19 protein-coding genes and 3 tRNA genes are annotated in these 20827 nt (G+C 60.6%); 15 read left to right on the top strand and 7 right to left on the bottom strand.

All coding sequences use genetic code 11. From position 1 onward, the window contains the following. Positions 1-53: 53 nt before the first annotated feature. Entirely contained in the window at positions 54-296 is a 243-nt protein-coding gene (locus tag JY500_RS22400; protein ID WP_206255485.1) for a DUF4224 domain-containing protein, read from the top strand. A gap of 44 nt (positions 297-340) precedes the next feature. Next, the gene (locus JY500_RS05950) at positions 341-1360 is read left to right on the top strand and encodes a tyrosine-type recombinase/integrase (RefSeq protein ID WP_206255483.1); all 1020 of its coding nucleotides are present in this window, start codon (positions 341-343) and stop codon (positions 1358-1360) included. Between the two features lie 93 nt (positions 1361-1453). Here JY500_RS05950 and JY500_RS05945 read toward each other — a convergent pair. The 3 genes from JY500_RS05945 to JY500_RS05935 form a co-directional block, all read right to left on the bottom strand. Beyond that, a tRNA-His gene (locus JY500_RS05945) sits at positions 1454-1529 on the bottom strand. A 24-nt stretch (positions 1530-1553) separates the two neighbouring features. Further along, positions 1554-1630, bottom strand: a tRNA-Arg gene (locus JY500_RS05940). A 31-nt stretch (positions 1631-1661) separates the two neighbouring features. Next, a tRNA-Pro gene (locus tag JY500_RS05935) sits at positions 1662-1738 on the bottom strand. A 191-nt stretch (positions 1739-1929) separates the two neighbouring features. Here JY500_RS05935 and dksA point away from each other — a divergent pair. Continuing rightward, complete coding sequence (dksA, locus tag JY500_RS05930; protein ID WP_172204018.1) at positions 1930-2352, top strand: RNA polymerase-binding protein DksA; 423 nt, start codon at positions 1930-1932, stop codon at positions 2350-2352. Between the two features lie 109 nt (positions 2353-2461). Here dksA and JY500_RS05925 read toward each other — a convergent pair whose 3' ends face one another. The 3 genes from JY500_RS05925 to JY500_RS05915 all read right to left on the bottom strand — a co-directional run bounded on the left by JY500_RS05925 (position 2462) and on the right by JY500_RS05915 (position 6626). Then, positions 2462-3517, bottom strand: a complete 1056-nt coding sequence (locus JY500_RS05925; protein WP_206255482.1) for a porin — start codon at positions 3515-3517, stop codon at positions 2462-2464. 261 nt (positions 3518-3778) lie between these two features. Continuing rightward, positions 3779-5578 (bottom strand): autotransporter assembly complex protein TamA, encoded by a 1800-nt coding sequence (locus JY500_RS05920; RefSeq protein WP_246479805.1) that lies wholly within the window; start codon positions 5576-5578, stop codon positions 3779-3781. A gap of 46 nt (positions 5579-5624) precedes the next feature. After that, entirely contained in the window at positions 5625-6626 is a 1002-nt protein-coding gene (locus JY500_RS05915) for a class 1 fructose-bisphosphatase (RefSeq protein ID WP_172204022.1), read from the bottom strand. Positions 6627-6849: 223 nt separating this feature from the next. On the opposite strand from JY500_RS05915, the gene JY500_RS05910 reads away from it, so the two are divergent. After that, a complete protein-coding gene (locus tag JY500_RS05910; RefSeq protein WP_343073429.1) occupies positions 6850-8142 on the top strand; it encodes a D-amino acid dehydrogenase in 1293 nt (430 codons plus the stop codon). A gap of 86 nt (positions 8143-8228) precedes the next feature. On the opposite strand, the gene ffh is transcribed toward JY500_RS05910, so the two are convergent. Further along, on the bottom strand, positions 8229-9587 hold the full coding sequence (gene ffh, locus JY500_RS05905; RefSeq protein WP_206255480.1) for a signal recognition particle protein: 1359 nt from the start codon (positions 9585-9587) through the stop codon (positions 8229-8231). Between the two features lie 57 nt (positions 9588-9644). On the opposite strand from ffh, the gene JY500_RS05900 reads away from it, so the two are divergent. The 11 genes from JY500_RS05900 (at position 9645) to nudB (ending at position 20733) form a co-directional block, all read left to right on the top strand. After that, positions 9645-10454: a cytochrome C assembly family protein gene (locus JY500_RS05900; RefSeq protein ID WP_206255479.1), complete on the top strand. Its 810-nt coding sequence runs from the start codon at positions 9645-9647 to the stop codon at positions 10452-10454. A gap of 193 nt (positions 10455-10647) precedes the next feature. After that, positions 10648-12369, top strand: coding sequence for a type IV-A pilus assembly ATPase PilB (gene pilB / locus JY500_RS05895; protein ID WP_206255478.1), 1722 nt, complete (start codon positions 10648-10650; stop codon positions 12367-12369). Between the two features lie 15 nt (positions 12370-12384). Further along, on the top strand, positions 12385-13617 hold the full coding sequence (locus JY500_RS05890; protein WP_206255476.1) for a type II secretion system F family protein: 1233 nt from the start codon (positions 12385-12387) through the stop codon (positions 13615-13617). Between the two features lie 131 nt (positions 13618-13748). After that, positions 13749-14600 carry a prepilin peptidase gene (locus tag JY500_RS05885; protein ID WP_206255475.1) on the top strand — a complete coding sequence of 284 codons (852 nt, stop codon included), beginning with the start codon at positions 13749-13751 and terminating at the stop codon, positions 14598-14600. 155 nt (positions 14601-14755) lie between these two features. Next, a complete protein-coding gene (locus tag JY500_RS05880; RefSeq protein ID WP_206255473.1) occupies positions 14756-15025 on the top strand; it encodes an FmdB family zinc ribbon protein in 270 nt (89 codons plus the stop codon). Beyond that, positions 15025-15642 carry a DUF502 domain-containing protein gene (locus tag JY500_RS05875; protein ID WP_172204038.1) on the top strand — a complete coding sequence of 206 codons (618 nt, stop codon included), beginning with the start codon at positions 15025-15027 and terminating at the stop codon, positions 15640-15642. The genes JY500_RS05880 and JY500_RS05875 overlap by 1 nt, the downstream gene beginning before the upstream one ends. A gap of 211 nt (positions 15643-15853) precedes the next feature. Continuing rightward, a complete protein-coding gene (aspS, locus tag JY500_RS05870; protein ID WP_206255472.1) occupies positions 15854-17638 on the top strand; it encodes an aspartate--tRNA ligase in 1785 nt (594 codons plus the stop codon). Between the two features lie 167 nt (positions 17639-17805). Further along, positions 17806-19437 (top strand): tetratricopeptide repeat-containing response regulator, encoded by a 1632-nt coding sequence (locus tag JY500_RS05865; RefSeq protein WP_206255470.1) that lies wholly within the window; start codon positions 17806-17808, stop codon positions 19435-19437. A 59-nt stretch (positions 19438-19496) separates the two neighbouring features. Continuing rightward, positions 19497-19856, top strand: a complete 360-nt coding sequence (locus tag JY500_RS05860) for a guanyl-specific ribonuclease (RefSeq protein ID WP_206255468.1) — start codon at positions 19497-19499, stop codon at positions 19854-19856. Then, positions 19853-20278 carry a barstar family protein gene (locus JY500_RS05855; protein ID WP_206255467.1) on the top strand — a complete coding sequence of 142 codons (426 nt, stop codon included), beginning with the start codon at positions 19853-19855 and terminating at the stop codon, positions 20276-20278. The genes JY500_RS05860 and JY500_RS05855 overlap by 4 nt, the downstream gene beginning before the upstream one ends. After that, the gene (gene nudB, locus JY500_RS05850) at positions 20275-20733 is read left to right on the top strand and encodes a dihydroneopterin triphosphate diphosphatase (protein WP_206255466.1); all 459 of its coding nucleotides are present in this window, start codon (positions 20275-20277) and stop codon (positions 20731-20733) included. Before JY500_RS05855 ends, nudB begins: the two co-directional genes overlap by 4 nt. The last annotated feature ends 94 nt before the right edge of the window (positions 20734-20827 follow it).

The following is a 20827-nucleotide window of genomic DNA, read 5'->3' as shown; positions in this document are numbered from 1 at the left end:
GACGTCGGAAGCGAGCAACACTTGAATCAAGACCTACCCGATCCACCCCTGCTATGACTCCAGACCATTCTCTATCTCATAACGCGATTTTTCTGACCCCCGATGAGCTTATCCAGCTCACGGGGCGAAAGCTGCACGGCAAGCAGCTCGCTGCACTTCGCAGCATGCGCATCCCATTTCTTGTAAACGCACTCGGCCGTCCTGTGGTCTCGCGATCAATCTTTCTCGCATCCCAAGCCACGATCGGCAGCCCGACCAAGACGCCAAGCTGGTCACCAGCTCCCCAGAAGGGCTAGAAATGGCCCGCCGACCGTATGCCCACCAACACCTCCCACCTCGCATGCGCGTTCGCTTCAAAGGTAAGCAGAAGACGGCGTACTACTACCTTGAGCTGGCGATTCAATCGCCGGGCAAACGGGCTGAAGTTGCATTGGGCAGTAGTTTCCTAGAAGCGCTACGACGATACGCAGACCTATCGCAGACTGACAATGCGCCGCCAATGACCGTGATCGAGCTGCTCGCAAGCTCGCAGCAGCAGACGGCACCAGGACGGCGCCGTTCAACCCAAGACGACATCAGCTATGCAATCAAACAGCTCTGCCGCTTTTTTGGAGGCGAACGCCCCGCTCCTCTCAGTGCCGTAAAGCCGCCACATATCCGCCAGTACCTGGACTCGCGCACAACATCACCGGTCCGCGGTAATCGTGAAGTGGCATGGCTCTCAAGCGCGTGGAACTGGGCACGCGAGCGCGGGCTAACGGACAGCAGCAATCCTTGCGATGGGGTCAAGCGCAACAAGGAAAGATCTAGGTCTATCTACATCGAGGATGACGAACTTGATGCCATCCTGGCGGTTGCCGACGAGCCGTTGAAGGAGGCGATTGAACTCGCCTATCTGATTGGCCAACGACCATCGGATCTCCGAGAGCTGACCGAAGACGACCTCCGCCGTGGGGTTCTTGAGGTCCGCCAATCCAAGACCGGGGCCGAGGTCGCAATCGAACTCAGCGGTGCACTAGACAAGCTGATTCAAAGGATCCGTGAGCGCAAACGTCAAATCGGCGGTGCCGCAACGACCTCCTTGCTGGTCGATGAAGGAGGTCGGTCCATCGGCAAGGCGCAGCTCCGTTATCGCTTCGATAAAGCGCGAAAGCGCGCTGCCGAGCTTGCTAGCGACGCGAAAGCCCGAGCCCGACTACTGTCGATTCAGTTCCGCGACCTGCGCGCGAAAGCTGCCACGGACAAGCGCAACAGCGAGGGCCTGGAGGCTGCGCAACGGCTACTTGGACATGAAGCCTACGACATGACGGAAGAATATACCCGCAAGCGCAAAGGCGACATCTGCAAGCCGGTGAAGTGAGAATTGCGAACCGGCACCCAAATTGCGAACCGGCACCATACTCTCCCAGAAAGCGAAAAACCCGCCAGAAGGCGGGTTTTTCTTGGGAAAGCTTGGGGCGACATACCGGGATCGAACCGGTGACACCTGGAATCACAATCCAGTGCTCTACCGACTGAGCTAATGCCGCCACTGGGTACTACCTTGCGTTGCTTGGTCCGCCCGACAGGACTCGAACCTGTAACCCCCGGCTTAGAAGGCCGGTGCTCTATCCAGTTGAGCTACGGGCGGGTTCTGTCCGAACGATTTTCCCAAACTTCGCTGGTCGGGGTGGAGAGATTCGAACTCCCGACATCTTGCTCCCAAAGCAAGCGCGCTACCGGACTGCGCTACACCCCGAGAGGGCAAGAATATACACAACCAATCCGGGTTCGTCAAACATAACGTGTGCCGCCGCCGAATTCTGATGCAACGCAACCTTCCCGCAACGTCCCTCATCAACCGGGATACACTCGCTTGGCATTTCCTTGCGAGCCAAAGTTGATTCTGCTATTAACGCTGCTTTCTCACTTGGACCGAGGAAAGCCATCATGGCTGAGGAGATCTACCGCCACTTCAAGCCGTACGAGCCGAAGAAAGGCGAGCAGTACATGAGCGCCAAGCAACTTGCTCACTTCCGTTCGATCCTTGAGGCTTGGAAGCAGGATCTGCAGTCAGACATTGAGCGCACTGTGCACACGATGCAGGACGAGGCAACGTCGTTCGCAGACCCAAACGATCGCGCCAGCCAGGAGTCGGACATCGCGCTTGAATTGCGGAACCGCGACAGGGAACGCAAGCTCGTCAAGAAGATCGATCAGACCTTGGCGCGCATTGACGCCGAAGACTACGGCTATTGCGACAGCTGCGGGGTCGAGATAGGTTTAAAACGTCTTGAAGCCCGCCCGACCGCCACCCAATGCATCGACTGCAAGACACTGGACGAGATCCGGGAAAGGCAAGTCGCTCGCTGACTTCAAGGGCGGCGTAATTGGCCGCCGCGCCCACTTTTTTACAAGCAGGCATCAGAAAACAAGAAGGGCGCCCTACGGCGCCCTTCTTTTCTGCTACGTGGCGTGCAGATCAGAACGTGTGACGAACACCGAACTGAGCACCCTTGCGATAGCCAAAACCGCTGTTGGTCGCGTCAGCCACTTCGTAGCCGCTCTTGACTTCGTCGCTGGTGTTGATCTGGCCGTAGATACCGTACAGCGTGGTGCGCGGCGACAGGTTGTACGTACCGCCGAGGCCGCCCTGCTGAGCCTTCTCGTTCAGATCGTTCTTGTCCTTCGAGTAGGTGTAGGAGGCGAGCAGCGCAAAGTTGCCCACCGGAACCGTCGCACCGACGAAGAAACGGTTGTACTTGATCTTGTTGCCGTTGGCATCCAGCTTGGTGCCATCCTTCGGTTGCGCATAGGCAGCGGTGATCTTGGCCGCGCCGAAGTCGACCGCACCACCGATGTCCCACGACTGAACCGAAGCAGCAGCGCCCTTCACCTTGGCATCACTGTAGTTGGCCATGATGAAAACGTTCTTGCCAAACTTCAGCTTCGGAGCGATCGAGTAGTAACGACGGTTGCCCGCGTTTTCGATGGTTTCGTCACCAGCCAACGACTTGGTGTACATCGCTTCCACTGCAAACACATCACCGAAGAACGGCGTGGTGAGGTAGGCAGCGTTGTCAGCGCGAGCGACGATGTGCGTGAAGACGTTGTTCGTCTCAGCAACGCCACCCAGGCCGAACGGATCGATATAGCCGGCGTACAGGTTAAATTGCGGGGTGTACTGGCGACCGAAGCGCACTTCAGCAGCGCCAAAGTCCAGGCCAACCCAGCTCTGACGGCCCCAAGCCAGGCCACCTTGGTTGCTACCGCCGGTGTCAGCCTTCACGCCGGCTTCGATCTGGAACTTGCCCTTGAGGCCCGGAGTGATTTCTTCAACACCACGAACACCGAGGCGCGAGCCGTTCAACTGGCCGCTATCGAAACCTTGACGGTTAGCCTTGGTGGAATCGTAGTTGTCACCGCGCCACGAATAGCCTGCGTCCACCAGACCGTACAGCGTCACGCTGGTATCGACGGCGAATGCCGGGGCGGCAGCCAGGCCGGCGATGGCCACAGCGATCAGTTTCTTTTGCATGCGATTCTCCTCTTAGTCTGAAGATGCGACGCCGGCGGAAACCCCCGAAGCCGTCGTCCTTCCTGCCTCTCAATGAGAGAGATGGGAGGATGTTGCGGGTGCAGCATTTCGGCGGCAAGGCAAAAGCCGTGTTTAGCCCCCGGAAACGACGCCGATTGTTGCTCGAACACAACAAACGTCAGTATCGCGCTACGGCATGAGAGTACGTCGAAACCCACAGATCCGCTTGCAGGCCTTGTTGAACAATCACTTGCAGACGAATCAGAACGCAATGGCGAGCGTGAAATGCAGGCGGAATTTCTTGTCTTCCTGGCCATAGGCGACGTCCATTCCGAGCGGACCGGCCGGGCTACGCCAACGGCCACCAACGCCGTAACCCAGCTTGAGTCGCATGTCGTTCCACGTATCCTTCGCGTCACCTGCATCCACAAAGGTGGCGACACCCCACGGACCGCTGACCCAGTACACGTACTCTGAACTCAAGACCATCAAGGTCCGACCACCCACGACGGCCGAGCCTTCAGCCACACCCAGGCTCTGATAGTCATAGCCACGCACCGACTGGGAGCCACCGGTGCGAAACAAGAAATCCTGAGGAATACCTTGGCTGGACGGCGCAATGGTGTAACCGCCCTCCCCGCGCAAAATGAGCGTGCCGGACTCAGCTACCGGTTGGAAATACTGCGCACGTCCGTAGAGGCGCAGGAAATTCTGGTCCGACAACAGCGCCCGGGCTCCACCACCAATCTGGAACCCGGCGCTGTAACCCCTACGCGGGTCCGCCGGGTTATCCACTGTGCGAACGTCGGCCCCATAGTTCAGCGTGAACGCAGTGCTGACCTGCTCCTCCGCGCCCTCAGGCCGCGTGATCTCACGCTGATAGTTGAGGCTGACGCGCACCGTGGAGCGCTGCAGCGTACGCATCCGCTGCACACCTACGGAGAAACGCTGGGTAACAAGGTTCTGTATGTCTTCGTTAAGCCAGGTGATCCCGGCTGCGTCTCGGAAGCCGGAATGCGTTTGCGGCAGGAAGACGTCGGCGAACGCGGACTGACGCTTCTCTTCAACCCGCACGGAACTGTTGAGCTCAAAGGCACGGCCGAAAAGGTTGGCGTCGCGATAGTTGACTTCCGAGCGCGCACCGGTATTACTGCTGAAACCTACGCCCACGCCGAAGCGGCGCGGCTCCGCTTCCGTAATCGCAATCCGCACCGGGGTCGCGTCGGCAAGCGCGGGGTCACGGTCAATCTCGACGATGGCGCCAGAAAAATAGGGCGTGCTTTGCAGCGCATTCTGCAAAGCAACCAAACGTTCGTAGTCGTAGGGCTCGCCCTCACGCAAGACGTTGTAGCGCTCGACCAGGTCACGGTTGTACAGGGACAGCCCCTGCAGGTCGATCGCGCCAAGGCGGAAGGCCGGACCAGAATCAACGACGACGAGCAACCGCGCCGCTGCACGCTCCGGATCCACGTCCACCGCCGACTCGGCGATTCGTGCGGCGGCGAAATCATGGCTGGACACATCGGCCAGCAGTTTGCCCTTGGCGGCCGCCCAGGCCGCTTGCGTAAAGGGCTGATCCTTAGTGAGCGGCCATGCGGCAACCAGTGCCGCCCGCCTCGCCTGTCGCTCATCCTTATCCGCCGCCAACTCGCCGGCGAAACGGATCTCGACCTCGCGAACCGTCGTCCGCCGTCCGGGCGTTACACGCACAAGCGTGCGGCCGTTGGGCTCCTGCTCCACCTCGATGCGCGGCGAGAAATAGCCTTCAGTCTCGAGAAGCCCAGGGATCTCTTTGCGCGCACGCCGAACACGGGCAAGGGTATCGCCCTCATCCGAGATCTGTTCGGCCTCCTCGTCCTCTGTTGTGTCCGCTCGCTTCGCATCGAACGCCGAGACGTGCTTGAGGATCAGCGTGCGGACGGTGTCGGGCGCACTCAACTTCAACGCGGCGGCGTTCGCAAAGGCGGCGTATAGGGATAGAACCGTGACCGCGGCCACTCGCAGCCAAAGCTGGTTCGTGGCACGGCTCAAACGCAGCAATTTGGGGGAGTCGGAAGGCACGGCCGGATTCTATCCGCGCCATGCCTGAACAAGACACCCCGACGAATCACGCTTCTGAGTAATAGCGAACGACGCGCTCGACTTCGTTGCGTGACCCCAACACAACCGGCACGCGTTGATGCAGATGCTCCGGCTGAACATCGAGAATCCGCTGGTTGCCCGTCGACGCAGCCCCTCCCGCCTGCTCGACGATCATCGACATCGGGTTCGCCTCGTACATCAAGCGCAAGCGCCCCGGCTTGCTCGGATCACGCTTATCACGCGGATACATGAAGATGCCGCCACGTGTCAGCAGGCGATGCACGTCCGCCACCATGGACGCGACCCAGCGCATGTTGAAGTCCTTGCCGCGAGGCCCCTCCTTGCCCGCAACCAGCTCGTCGATATAACGCTGTATCGCGGGATCCCAGAATCGCGCATTCGAGGCGTTGATGGCGTATTCACGGGTGTCTTCCGGAATTCGCATGTCGGGGTTGGTCAGCACCCAGGCGCCGAACTCGCGATCCAGCGTAAATCCGACCACACCAGCCCCGACGGTTAGCACCAGGAGTGTCTGCGGGCCGTAAAGTGCATAGCCCGCCGCGACCTGCTGGGTGCCGGGTTGCAGGAAAGCGTTTTCGTCGGCCTCGGCGCCCTCGGGGCAACGCAGCACCGAGAAAATAGTGCCAACCGAGATGTTGACGTCGATGTTCGACGAGCCGTCGAGCGGATCGAACAGCAACAGGTACTCGCCCTTCGGATAACGATTCGGTATCGGATACGGCAGCGGCATCTCTTCCGAAGCCATCGCGGCCAGGTGCCCGCCCCACTCGTTCGAGAGCAGAAGAATCTCGTTTGCGACGACATCGAGCTGCTTCTGCGCCTCCCCCTGAATATTGTCAGTACCCGCCTCGCCAAGCACGCCGGCAATGGCGCCTTTGCCGACGTTGACGCTGATCGCCTTGACGGCGCGCGCAACGACCTCGATCTGCAACCGCAAATTCACCGGAATCTGCTGATGCTCCCGCTGCTGTTCAATCAAATACTGCGTGAGCGTGACGCGACGCATGGCTCCCCCCAAGGTTCGTGCGTAGGGCGCGCCCGCGTCAGCCGTAAACAGACCCCCCGATCCGATTACGCCCTTGAGACGCCGACACACCGTTACGCCGTAGCGTTTGTGCACTGCGATTATGGGTCGCGAACCCGCGTGCCGACATTAGAGGCAACACCTATGCCGCGCGGCGCAACGGCACTCGCCAGAGACGCCGGGTACAATTGCCGTCGGGACAGGGATGGGCAACCGTCGTAGAACGATCGGTCACATGAAAATAGTCATCATCGGCGCCGGCCTCGAAGGCGTCGTCAGCGCGTGGTACCTCGCCCGCGACGGGCACGACATCACCGTCATCGAAAGGCGCGAAGGCGCGGCCCTCGAAACCAGTTTCGCGAACGGCGGCCAGGTTTCGGTGAGCCATCCGGAGCCCTGGGCCAACCCGCGCGCACCAGGGCAGATACTGCGCTGGCTGGGCCGCGAGGATGCGCCCCTCTTGTTCCGGATGCCGGCCGAATGGGCGCGCTGGCGCTGGGGCCTGTCGTTCCTGCGTGAATGCACGCCCGGCCGAACCCGCCGCAACACCGAAGCCATCGCGCATCTTGCAGCGCACAGCCTCGAATGCCTGAAGGCGATGCGGCGCGCGGTAGCGCTGGACTATGACGCCGAACGCCGCGGCGTGCTACACCTCTTCTTCGACGCAGGCGAGTTCCGCCGGGCCCCGCATCGCGCGGACGAACTGACACGTTGCGGGCTTCACGCGCGCGTCGTCACCGCGCGTGAATGCATCGACCTGGAGCCTGCGTTGGCCGCCTGCGGCGCCCGCCTGCTTGGCGGCCTTCACGGACAGGACGACGAATCGGGAGATGCCCACCTGTTTGCCGAACGCCTTTCGCACGAACTTGCAGCATCTGGCGTTCAGTTTCTCTACTCCACCACCGCAACGGCAATCGGGACCGTCGGCGAGGCGTTTGCAACCGTTGAGATTGTCGACCAGCACGGCCGCACCGGCGCGCTATCCGCTGACGCCGCCGTGGTCTGCGCCGGACCATGGAGCGGGCGGCTGCTTGAGCCGCTCGGGGAGCGTCTTCCGATCTATCCGGTCAAGGGCTACTCGGTCACGCTACCGATTCTGGAGCCTGACGCCGCACCGCATGTCAGCCTGACAGATGAGACACGCCGTATCGTCTGCTCTCGACTCGGCAACCGTTTGCGTGTCGCGGGCACGGCAGAGTTGAACGGTTTCGACACCGCTCCAAACCCTGCACGCACCGCTGCGCTTCTGCGCTGGACCGAGGAGCACTTTCCCGGCGCTACCGATCTGCAGGCAGGCGAAACCTGGAATGGGTTGCGCCCGGCGACGCCGAACAACTTGCCGCTGATTGGCGCAACGCGTACCAAAGGCCTGTGGCTCAATACTGGACACGGCACCTTGGGGTGGACGCTCGCCTGCGGCTCAGGCGCTGCGTTGGCGGATCTGGTTGCAGGCAGAAAGCCGCCAATCGAGGGCTTCCCGTTTCGCCTGCCAGGCTAAATCGAGCCCTCTGTTTCGTCCCGTAAACGGAACAGGCCGCCCACCACAGCCTACGCTGCACATGGGCGGCCCCTCGAAAGCCCTGACTAACGCATCATGCCGGGCAGCATGCCCTTCATCGACCGCATGAGTTTGCCCATGCCGCCCTTCGAGAGCTGCTTCATCACCTTCTGAGTCTGCTCGAACTGGTTCAGCAGGCGATTAACCTCCTGCACCTGCACGCCCGCACCAGTCGCGATCCGGCGTTTTCGACTCGCCTTGATCAACTCGGGCTTCGCGCGCTCGGCAGGCGTCATCGAATTGATGATGCCCTCGATCCGGCGAATGGCCTTCTCCTCAACACCGCCCTGAAGTTGCGATGCGGCCTGGGCGAACTGGGCCGGCATCTTGTCCATCAGCGAGGACAAGCCGCCCATCTTTCGCATCTGCGAGATCTGGTTCTTGAAATCGTTGAGGTCAAAGCCTTTGCCGGTCTTGAGCTTTTGCGCAAAAGCCCGGGCCTGCTCTTCGTCGACGTTCTGACGCGCCTCCTCGACCAGCGACAGGATGTCGCCCATGCCGAGGATCCGGCTCGCCATCCGATCCGGATAGAACTCATCAAGTCCGGTGAGCTTCTCGCCCACACCGGTGAACTTGATCGGCTTACCGGTGACATGACGCACCGACAAGGCCGCGCCGCCGCGTGCGTCGCCGTCGAGCTTGGTCAGCACGACACCAGTGAGCGGGAGCGCTTCATTGAACGCCCGTGCCGTATTGACGGCATCCTGGCCCAACATCGCGTCGACGACAAACAGCGTCTCGATGGGTTTGACCGCGGCATGCAAGGCCTTGATCTCCTCCATCATTGCCTCGTCAATCGCGAGGCGACCCGCCGTATCGACAAGCAACACATCGAAGTAATGCCGGCGCGCGTGGTCAATTGCAGCATTGGCAATGTCGATCGGCTTCTGCGCGACCGTAGAGGGGAAGAACTCCGCCCCCGCCTGCTGCGAGACTGCCTGCAATTGGTCGATAGCCGCAGGTCGGTACACGTCACACGAAACCGTGAGAACCTTTTTCTTCTGCTTCTCGCGCAGCATCTTCGCGAGCTTGCCCACCGTGGTGGTCTTACCTGCGCCCTGCAAACCAGCCATCAGAATGATCGCCGGCGGCTGGGTGGCAAGATTGAGCGTTGCCTGAGCACCGCCCATCAATTCGGTCAGCTCGCGATGAACAACGCCAACCAGCGCCTGGCCAGGTGTGAGCGAGCCGATCACATCTTGACCGACGGCCTTCTCGCGGACTTTCGCGATGAAGTCCTTCACCACCGGCAGCGCAACGTCCGCCTCCAGCAGCGCAAGGCGAACCTCGCGCAACATCTCGGAAATGTTGTCTTCCGTCAGGCGGGCTTGGCCGCGCATGGTCTTGACGACCTTGGCGAGCCGTTGAGTCAAGTTATCGAGCATGATCCGGGAGCAATCTCGGCCGTGCTGAGCGCACAGCCGTTCAGGTAAACTGCGAAGATGCCTGCGATTCTACTTCATCTGCCCGCCGCCTCGATCTACATCGGCCTGGCCATTGCCTACCGCAGGCTGCAGGGCGAAACGACTGCGCGCCAACAGTTCCTGGCACGCTTTGCGCTGCTCGGCGCACTGCTGCTGCACGCAGCCTCGCTGGGCCTCGACATCACCGACGGCAGCGCACCGCGCTTCGGCTTTTCCGCCGCGCTGTCGATGACGCTGTGGTTGGCCTTGGTGTTCTACTGGATCGAGAGCTTCTTCGCGCATATCGAAGGTTTGCAGGCGCTGGCCATGCCGGTAGCCGCGGTGGCCGTGCTGCTTCCGACGATATTCCCTAGCGAACATGCGCTCCCCAACGCGAGCACCCTTGCATTCCGCATGCATTTCGTTGTCGCGATGTTGGCATACAGTTTGTTCACGCTTGCAGCCCTGCATGCGTTGCTGATGGCCGCCGCCGAGAAACAGTTGCACAGCGCCCGTTTAACCCGCGCGCTTGCCTCGCTCCCCCCTTTGATGACGCTCGAGAGCCTGCTATTCAAACTCGTCGCAGTTGGCTTCGTTTTGCTGACGCTGACCGTTGGCTCAGGCGTGTTCTTTTCCGAAGCCCTCTTCGGCAAGGCGCTTTCGCTGTCTCACAAGACCGTCTTCGCCATCGCAGCCTGGCTCCTCTTCGGCGTTTTGCTTACTGGGCGGATGCTCTGGGGATGGCGTGGCCGGCGCGCCCTGCGCCTCACCCTCGCAGGCTTCACCTGCCTGCTGCTGGCATACGTTGGCACGCGCTTCGTTCTGGAGGTCTTGCTCGGCCGTCCGTGAACGGTTTGAGTTCATAGCCGCGTTACTGCCACCGAATGGCAGAACTCGCCGCCAACACGTTCGGCCATCCCCCAAAGAGTCGGCACCGCAGCGGCGACACGCCGCCGAGCCCCGCCGGCCGTGGCTTTACAAGGCCTGAGCGCTAGCGCATGATCGCGCACCGGTCGCTATCCCTTGTCGAGACAGCTGTTTCATGGTTGCAAATCCTCAGCAAATCGCACTAAGCGGTCTCGCCAGAGCCCTGGTGCAACACGGTCGCCTGACCGAAACCCAAGCGGCAGAGATCGCGGAACATGCACGAACGTCGAAACAACCTTACGCAGCCGAACTGACGCAACGCGGCGTCATCAGCTCGCGCGATCTCGCCCGCTTCTGCGCAGAAACGTTCGGATTCCCGATGTTGGATATTGGCGCTTTCGACGAGAACCAGATCCCTCGCGAAGCGATCGATCGCAAACTGATCGGCCAGCATTCGGTCGTCCCGCTCGCCAAACGGAATAACAAGCTCACTGTTGCAATCGCAGACCCGACAAACCTGCGGGCGCTCGACGAGATCCGGTTTCAGACAGGCCTTGCCGTCGACGCAATCATTGTTGAAATCGACAAGCTGCTGAAGCTTTCTCAAAAGCTTGGCGAGAGCACGAACGACGCGCTGTCAAACCTCACGGGCAACATCGACGAAGAACTCGGTGAGATGGCCGACGCCGAAGGCCTCGCCGAGGCCGACACGGCTCAGAGCGCCGATGTGGACGATGCACCGGTAGTCAAGTTCATCCAGAAAATTCTGGTGGACGCGATCAACGAGGGCGCGTCGGATATCCACTTTGAGCCCTACGAAAAGTACTACCGCATCCGCTTTCGCACTGACGGCATCCTCCGCGAGGTCTCACAACCACCGCTCGCGCTTCGGGAAAAGATCGCTGCACGTATCAAGGTAATCTCGCGGCTCGACATATCGGAGAAGCGCGTCCCACAAGACGGCCGCATGAAGCTGAAACTGTCGGCCACTAAGGCGATCGACTTCCGTGTCAGCACACTGCCTTGCTTGCACGGCGAAAAGATCGTCATGCGTATTCTTGACCCGAGTTCGGCGATGCTCGGCATCGACGCTCTCGGCTATGAGCCCGATCAGCGCAAAGCCTTGCTCGATGCCGTTGAACGGCCATACGGTATGGTGCTGGTGACAGGACCAACCGGCTCAGGCAAGACGGTTTCGCTCTATACCTGCCTGAATATCCTCAACAAGGCCGGCGTCAACATTTCGACAGCGGAAGACCCCGCAGAAATCAATCTACCCGGGATAAACCAAGTCAACGTCAATGACAAGGCGGGACTGACTTTTTCGGCTGCACTCAAGTCATTCCTCCGCCAGGATCCGGACGTGATCATGGTCGGCGAAATACGGGACATCGAGACCGCCGAGATCTCGATCAAGGCCGCCCAAACCGGCCACCTGGTGTTGTCCACGCTACACACCAACGACGCGCCGACAACCTTGGAACGACTCAAGAACATGGGCGTCGCGCCGTTCAATATCGCGTCAAGTGTGATCATGATCACCGCCCAACGCCTTGCCCGACGTCTGTGCAACTGCAAAAAGCCCATCGATGTCCCGATCGAAGCTTTGTTGCAAGCAGGCTACACCGACGAGGATCTGAGCGAGCCATTCGAACTATTTGGCCCGGTTGGATGCGATCGTTGCAAGGGTTCGGGCTACAAGGGTCGTGTCGGCATCTATCAAGTCATGCCCGTAGGCGAAGAGATAGCGCATATAATTATGACAAACGGCAACTCTATCGATATCGCTGCGGAAGCCCAACGACAAGGGATTCGGGATCTGCGGCAGTCAGGCTTGGTCAAGGCTAAGCAAGGCGTCACATCGCTGGCCGAAGTGCTGGCATGTACCAACGACTAAGAACAGGGCAGGCAGATGGCGACAGCAGCGAAAACAGTTCGCAAGCCAAAGGGCTCCGAAGAGGGCGTATTCACTTGGGAAGGCAAAGACAAGAACGGTCGAGTGGTTCGGGGGGAGACTCGCGCAGGCAGCGCGTCGATCGTCCAGGCCAACCTTCGACGCCAAGGGATCAGCAACGCCAAGGTGAAGAAGCGCTCCTTTTCCAAAGGTGGAAAAGTCACGGACAAAGACATTGCGCTGTTTACGCGTCAGCTTGCAACGATGCTCAGGTCGGGAGTGCCGCTACTACAGACATTTGACATTGCTATCAAGGGGGCTTCTAACCCAGCCCTCGCTCGCCTGCTGAACGAGATTCGGGCGGACATTGAAACCGGTGCGGGTCTGGCGAACGCCTTCAGGAAGCACCCCGTCTACTTTGACTCTTTGTATGCAAACCTTGTTGCAGCAGGGGAACAGTCAGGCGCGCTAGAAGCGCTACTTGATCGACTGGCAATCTACAAAGAGAAAATTCTCGCCATTAAGAGCAAAATTAAAGGCGCTCTGTTCTACCCAATATCGGTTGTGGCGGTGGCGTTCGGCGTCGTTGCGGTCATGATGCTATTCGTCATTCCACAATTCAAATCGGTGTTCACCAGTTTCGGCGCAGAACTTCCGGCTCCAACACTAATGGTCATGGCGATGTCCGATTTCTTCATCGCATATTGGTGGCTAGTATTTGGAACAATTGCTGGCGTTGTCATCGGTTTGTCTTTCGCATACAAGCGATCGCCGAATATGCAGTTCACGATGGACCGCCTGATACTTCATATCCCGGTAATCGGCGAGATCATTCGAAAGGCAACCATCGCGCGATGGACTCGCACATTGTCTACGATGTTCGCAGCAGGCGTTCCGCTCGTCGAGGCACTTGACTCGGTCGGAGGGGCCGCGGGTAACCGCGTATATCAGCTCGCGACTAAGCAGGTGCAAAACGAAGTTAGCACCGGCACCAGCCTAACCATTTCGATGCAGAACGTGAACGTATTCCCGACAATGGTCATCCAGATGGTTTCCATTGGAGAGGAGTCCGGCCAGCTGGATGGTATGCTCGGAAAAGTTGCTGACTTTTTCGAACGAGAGGTGGACGACGCAGTCGACGCGCTATCCCAACTCCTTGAGCCCCTCATTATTGTTTTCCTGGGCACCGTAGTCGGCGGCTTGGTTGTGGCAATGTATCTGCCAATCTTCAAGCTTGGCACTGTAATCTAATGTCAATGCCTAGGAGGGGCGAGGGCATTCCTCTCGCCCACTCGGCTTGCCCCTCACCCAATTAGCCTTTGCGCCCTTCTTCGCTGGCGCTCCTTTCTGGCTGTCGTACACGCAGCTGAGGAAACAATTGCATGAACGACCTCGCCGCGCCGCCTGAACTATTCGCAATAGTGAGCTGCGTTATTGGACTGTGCATTGGCAGTTTCCTGAACGTTGTGATCCATCGACTACCGAAGATCATGGAGAGAGAGTGGTATGCTCAGGCGGCGGAACTTAGCGGTGTGCCCGTTGCCAACGCACCCGCTCTGTCGATTTCACAACCGCGCTCCCGATGCCCGCATTGCGGGACGCAGATCGCCAGCTGGCAAAATGTGCCTTTGCTGAGTTACTTGATCTTGCGTGGGCGGTGCGCCCATTGCCGGGCGTCGATTGGTATCCGATACCCGTTCGTTGAGCTACTCGGAGGGGTATCCGCTGCGGTCGCGGCGTGGCACTTTGGTTTCACTTGGGCCGCGCTGGGCGCAATGGCGTTTGGATGGGCGATGATTGCCTTGACCTTCATCGATCTTGACACCCAGCTGTTGCCGGACTCCATCACACTGCCCCTACTTTGGTTGGGCCTGTTGCTCAACGTTGGGGGCACCTATGTACCGCTGGACGTCGCGGTCATCGGTGCTGCGGCGGGCTATCTTGCGCTTTGGTCGGTCTACTGGTTGTTCAAGCTGGCCACAGGCAAGGAAGGCATGGGGTATGGCGATTTCAAGCTGCTGGCTGCGATTGGTGCTTTTGTTGGGTGGCAACAGCTTCCGCTGGTGATATTGGCCTCGTCGGCGATCGGCGCAGTCGTTGGTATCGCACTTATCGTTTTTGCACGGCACGGTCGAAGCACCCCTATCCCCTTTGGCCCCTACCTCGCCGGCGCCGGAGTCGTTGCGCTGTACTGGGGGCCCAGCCTGACCAGCAGTTACTTGGCGCAGATGTAGTTCGCGCCATCCGGTGCGACGATCAGCACCCCATCCGGCCGGCTTGCCCTCTTGTCAAACCGGGTCGGCGGCCCGAAATTCCCACTAAGCGCCCTCGCAAGCAATCCATGCTGCGATGCGTTAGAATTTTGGGCTTGATTTTCAGGAGCTTAGCCATGCCGATCTACGAATACCGCTGCGCGGATTGCGGTTTCCAGAAGGACGTCCTGCAGAAGGTCTCAGATGCGCCCCTGACAACCTGTCCGTCCTGCGGGCACGATGCGTTCAGCAAGGCGTTGACGGCGGCCGGGTTTCAGCTAAAAGGTTCCGGCTGGTACGCAACTGACTTCAAAGGCGGTGGCGCCAGCGCGAAGCCTGCCGACACATCCACGAGCACCGAAACCCCTAAAGCCGCCGGGTGCGGTGGAAACTGCGCCTGTCACTGATGCCTTTCAAGAAGTACCTGATTGCCGGGCTCCTGATTTGGGTCCCACTGACGATCACCGTGTGGGTCCTCCACCTGATTGTAGGTACGCTCGACCAGTCGCTGTTGCTGCTGCCCGAGACATGGCGCCCTGAGCATTTCCTAGGATTCGCAATTCCCGGGCTGGGCGCGTTGCTCACGCTGCTGGTCGTCGTACTGACTGGGGTGGTTGTTGCCAACTACTTCGGCCAACGCATTCTTGGCTTCTGGGAAGGTTTGCTCGCACGCATTCCTGTGGTCAAGTCGATCTATTCCAGCGTCAAGCAGGTGTCGGACACACTGTTCGCGCCCAACGGCCAAGCTTTTCGCAAGGCGCTTCTGGTGCAGTACCCGCGTGAAGGCAGCTGGACCATCGCGTTTCTTACAGGGGCGCCGGGCACAGAGGTTGCGCGCCATTTGCCCGGAGAGCATGTCAGCGTCTACGTGCCGACCACACCGAACCCCACATCGGGTTTTTTCCTGATGATGCACAAGGAAGCCGTCGTCGAACTCGATATGACGGTCGACGAAGCGCTCAAGTACATTATCTCGATGGGTGTCGTGACGCCCAGCAGTCACCACGGCGGGCACAAGCGTTGACGCTGCCTGACCATTCTGGACAATGGGCGCCCTGCCAGAGGCCCAACCCAAGGACCGGCCGGGCCAATCCAGGGCGAAATCGGCCGGGTTGAATGCCTGGCTCGCATTCAGCCCTGAGCGTCAGTCAGACGCCGCAGCGCCCAAATCAGAATTCCTGCTGCCGAACACTTCGCGGCAGCAACAGAACAAATAAAGCACTCCGGAGTTTTTCATGCGTACCTGTTACAGCGGGCTCGTCAGCGCCGCCCATCTTGACCAAATCGTTACCCTCACTGGCTGGGCTCACCGCCGTCGCGATCATGGCGGTGTGATCTTCATCGATCTGCGCGACAGAGAAGGCCTCGTGCAAGTCGTTTGCGATCCCGACCGTCCGGACACCTTCGCCGTTGCAGAATCGGTGCGTAACGAGTTCTGTCTGAAGGTAGTCGGCAAGGTGCGTCGTCGCCCGGAAGGCACGACCAACGCCAACCTGATCTCCGGCGAAGTCGAAGTGCTGTGCCATGAACTGGAAGTGCTGAACCCCTCCGTGACGCCCCCGTTCCAGCTCGACGATGAGAACCTCTCCGAGACCGTGCGGCTGACGCACCGCGTGATGGATCTGCGCCGTCCGTACATGCAGAAGATCATGCAATTGCGCTATCGCACTGCGCGTGCCTTCCGCCGCTTCCTCGACGACCAGGGCTTCATCGACATCGAAACTCCGATGCTGACGAAGAGCACGCCGGAAGGCGCGCGTGACTACCTGGTGCCGAGCCGCGTTCACGACGGTCAGTTCTTCGCGCTGCCGCAGTCGCCGCAGCTCTTCAAGCAGATGCTGATGGTGGCCGGCTTCGACCGTTACTACCAGCTGACCAAGTGCTTCCGCGATGAGGACCTGCGCGCCGACCGCCAGCCGGAATTCACCCAGGTCGATATCGAGACCTCGTTCCTCTCCGAGACCGAGATCACGGCGATCATGGAAGAGATGTTCCGCACGGTCTTCAAGGAAGCCGCCGGCATCGAGCTGCCGAACCCCTTCCCGCGCATCAGCTACGCCGACGCGATGGCCAAGTACGGTTCGGACAAGCCCGATCTGCGCGTCACGCTCGAGCTCGTCGATGTCGCCGATGCATTGCAAGACGTTGCCTTCAAGGTCTTCGCCCACGCAGCGGCCGACCCGACCTGCCGCGTCACCGCACTGCGTATCCCGGGCGGCGCCGCACTGTCGCGGGGCGAAATCGACGGCTACACCGAGTTCGTGAAGATCTACGGCGCCAAGGGTCTTGCATACATCAAGGTCAACGATGTCACGCAACCCAACGAGACCGGCCTGCAGAGCCCGATCGTCAAGAACATCCATGAACAGGCGCTGCGCACGATCCTAGAACGCACCGGAGCGCAGTCTGGCGACCTGATCTTCTTCGGCGCAGACAAGGCAAAGATCGTTTCGGATGCATTGGGTGCACTACGTATCAAGATCGGCCACGAAAAGGGTCATGTTGACGGCCGCGCCTGGGCGCCGGTGTGGGTTGTCGACTTCCCGATGTTCGAATATGACGAAGACGAGAAGCGCTGGAACGCCTGCCACCACCCCTTCACGTCACCGAAGGACGAGCATGTGGATCTGCTCGCCACCGATCCGGGCAAGTGCCTCGCGAAGGCCTATGACCTCGCGTTGAACGGCTATGAGGTAGGCGGCGGGTCGGTCCGTATCCACCGCGAAGATGTTCAGTCGAAGGTTTTCTCGGCCATTGGCCTGTCGAAGGACGAGGCGGAACTCAAGTTCGGCTTCCTGCTCGACGCACTGCGTTATGGCGCCCCGCCGCACGGCGGCCTGGCCTTCGGCCTGGACCGCGTCGTGATGCTGCTGGCTGGAACCGATTCGATCCGCGACGTGATTGCCTTCCCCAAGACCCAGCGCGCCCAGTGCTTGCTGACGCAGGCCCCAAGCCCGGTCGACGAGAAGCAACTGCGCGAACTGCACATCCGCCTGCGCAACGTTCAACCCGCAGCCTGACCAACGCATCACGCCAACAAAACGGCCGCGCCTCCCTTCGGAGCGCGGCCGTTTTGTTTGGTGTCGCCGAGCGGGGGCTCTCACCCCGTCGAGCGGCCAGCGGCGGAATGTCTCAAGCCGGTTGGCCTTGCTGCCGTTGACCGGTGCACTCAGGCGGGGGGCGCAACATGGCGGGCAAGGTCGAGGATCTCACCGTCCTCGTAGTCGAAAACCAGAGCAACATGCGCACGCAGCTGCGCAACATGCTGGCGATGTGCGGCATCACCAAACTGCAGGCTGCGCAAAGCGCTGGCACCGCGATCCGCAAGCTGCGCGACGAGGTCTTCGACATCATCCTGTGCGAATACCACCTCGGCGAAGGCCAGGACGGGCAGCACTTCCTTGAGGACATCCGCAATCATCACCTGATCCCGCTCTCGACGCTGTTCATCATGGTCACCGGGGAGCGCAGCTATGAACGCGTGGTCGGCGCGGCAGAGCTGGCACCCAATGACTACATCCTCAAACCCTTTGCGCCCGATCTGCTGCGCAACCGTCTGGAGCGCGCGCTGAACAAGCGCGAGGCCTTCATGCATGCCTGGCAATTGATCGAGGCCGGCAATGCAGCGGACGCCATCACCGCCTGCGAAGAAGGCGAGCTGAAGTACCCGGCCTACGCGATCGACTTCCTGCGCCTGCGCGCGGAGCTGCTCGCAAATACCGGCCGTGCCGAGGATGCTCAAGCGGTCTACGAAAAGGTGCTGGAACGCAGAGCCGTGCCGTGGGCCAAGCTGGGCCTCGCCAAGGCGCTTCATATGCGCAAGCGTTACGACGAGGCAGAGCAAGTACTGATCGGCCTGCTCAACGAGAGCGAGCAGTATCTCGACGCCTGGGATTGGCTGGCAAAGACACGCGAGGCCGTTGGCGCCCTTGCAGAAGCGCGCGCCGCGCTGGAGAAAGCATCCGAACTCTCCCCGCACACGCTTCGCCGCATGCGGCGGATTGGCGAGGTGGCGCTGGAGCTCGGTGACCTCGAAACCGCCGAGCGAACACTTAACGAAGTGGTGCGGAAGGGCAAATATTCCGATTTCCGCGACCCCGAGGACCACGTCAAGCTCGTAAAGGCTCAACTGGGCGTCGGTGCGCCAGACCGTGCCACCGCGACGATGCGCGATCTCGAGAAGTCGATGCAAGGCTTGCCGAAGACCGAACTTTGCAAGGCGCTCTCGTCCGCGATGGTGTTCGCCCAGCAGGGCGACACCGTCAAGGCCAGCGAGGCCGCGGAACGGGCAGTCAACCTGCTTGACCCACGCCTCGGCGCAACTTCGTCGCTCAAGAAGGACCTCGCCAAAGTCTGTATCGAACAGAAGCTCGACGCCCAGGCCGCCGACGTTGTGATGGACATCATGCGGAACGCCCCTGACGATGCGGCCGTCGATGGCGTGACGAAGATGCTTGGCGATCTCGGGCGATCGGAGCTCGGCAACCATCTGGCGCAGAAGATGAAGACCGAAGTCCGCGACATGATGGGCGAAGGCGCGCGGATGGCGCAGCGCGGCGATTTCGAAGGGGCCGTCGAGCACATGCTGGAAGCGGTGCGGCGCATGCCGGGTAACACGATGGTCCTCTATAACGCAGCGCTCGCACTGCTCAAGTACATCGAGCACTGCGGTTGGGAGCCCCATCACGCCGAACAGGCTCGCGGCCTGATCGACAGGCTGCAAAAAGCCGACCCGGGCAACCCGAAACTCGGGGCGCTACACCTGTACTTCGACGGCCTCGTCAAACGCTTCGGCGTGCGCGGCGACAAACGCGCCTAGCGAGGTGCCCCGCGCCGGGGCCCTGCTACACTGCCGCCGCCACCACCAATTTTCGTTCCATGCTCCGTCGCCTGATTCAAACCCTCGCCATCACGGCAGCCTTGAGCATCGGCGTTGCCTGCCACGCTCGCGAAACCCCTGCGATCGGGGACATCAACGTCACCGCGTTACCACCCGAGGCCCAACAAACCCTGCGGCTCATCTCGCGCGGTGGCCCATTTCCATATCGCAAAGACGGCGTGGTCTTCCAGAATCGTGAGCGCCGCCTTCCCCCGCGCGAACGCGGCTGCTACCGCGAATACACCGTGCCAACGCCGGGTGAGAACGATCGTGGTGCTCGCCGCATTGTCACGAGCTGCGATGGCGACAACTTCTACACCTCAGACCACTACCGCAGCTTCCGGAGAATCCGCCCATGACCCCCGCCAAGCCCAAACCGGTCCTGGCCGGCGTTTTTCGTTGCAGCGCAGAACAGGCGAGCGCGCTGAAGCGCGAGGCCGAGGCGCAGCGGTATCTCACCGCATCGATCGATTTACCGTCTCAGGTCACACCCGCAACATTGTTTGAAGGCTTCGCATCCGCACTGCGCTTCCCTGAATGGTTTGGCGCCAACTGGGACGCGCTGGCCGACTGTCTGACGGACCTCAGCTGGCTCGATGAGTCCGGCTATCTCATCACGCTGCGTGGCTACGGCCGAGCGTTTCCCGCCGGGAGCGCGGATGCGGAAACACTTCAGGGCGTACTCGAAGATGCCTGTGCGTACTGGCAGGACGAGGGCACGCCTTTCGGTGTGCTTGTCGAGGATGGCCCCGCTGCGCTGGCTGAGCTACCGATCCGATGACGTACAAGAAGCCCGTTTCGGTGCTGGTGGTGATTCACTCTCCAGCGCAGGAAATACTGCTGATCGAGCGTGCGGCGCACCCGGGCTACTGGCAATCCGTCACCGGCAGCCAAGAGGATGACGAACCCCTGCTTGTTACCGCGGCGCGCGAAGTATTTGAAGAGACAGGCATTCGCGCAGCGGCGGGAGCACTGACCGACTGGCACCTCAGCCAGCAATACGAGATCTTCCCGCAGTGGCGCCACCGTTATGCGCCGGGAGTCACCCACAACACCGAACATGTGTTCAGTCTGTGCGTGCCGCGCGGCACACCAATCACGCTTGCGCCAGACGAACACCGGGCATGGCGCTGGCTGCCGCTGCGCGAGGCCGCCGAGGCGTGCTTCTCATGGAGCAATCGCGACGCAATCCTTGCGCTGCCACAGCGAATCGCGGCAGCAAGCGGCTCGGCCTAAGCGCAACCCAAACGATTCCTCGCCACTCCCGCCCTGACAAAAACCCTTTCATAACAAGGGTCTGGCGCCACACCAAAGCTTTGACGAGAGGCAA

The organism is Niveibacterium microcysteis (genome assembly GCF_017161445.1).
Taxonomy (GTDB): domain Bacteria; phylum Pseudomonadota; class Gammaproteobacteria; order Burkholderiales; family Rhodocyclaceae; genus Niveibacterium; species Niveibacterium microcysteis.
Note: the sequence above shows the minus strand (reverse complement) of the source record. Positions and strands in the feature narration are given on the sequence as shown.